We start from the raw sequence: 256 nt of genomic DNA, 5'->3' as shown, positions 1-256 counted from the left end.
CTGTCGATGCCACCACTCAGGCCGATCATGACGTCGTACGGCTTGCCTTTGCCGGCGGCCCGCAGAGTATCGACCATGGCCTGCATGCGCTTGGCACCCGACGCATCCGGCCACCATTCATGGGAACGGCGCTGCAATGCGCTGCTGCAGCAATTGCATTGTCCCGCCGCATCGAAGAGGATGGCCGGATTGCTGCTGTCCATGACGCAGAAGGAGCATACGCGATATGCCTTATTGTCTTCGGGCTTCATGCATA

The 256-nt window shown here is 59.8% G+C and carries 1 pseudogene; it reads right to left on the bottom strand.

The features are described from left to right. Positions 1-203, bottom strand: a pseudogene (locus tag SB751_RS32725) (N-acetyl sugar amidotransferase); the annotation flags it as partial. Positions 204-256: the final 53 nt, after the last annotated feature.

The sequence above is a fragment of the Cupriavidus sp. SIMBA_020 genome (assembly GCF_046535395.1).
Classification (GTDB): Bacteria; Pseudomonadota; Gammaproteobacteria; order Burkholderiales; family Burkholderiaceae; genus Cupriavidus; species Cupriavidus campinensis.
The sequence above is the reverse complement of the archived record's forward strand: the minus strand, read 5'-3'. Positions and strand labels throughout refer to the sequence as shown.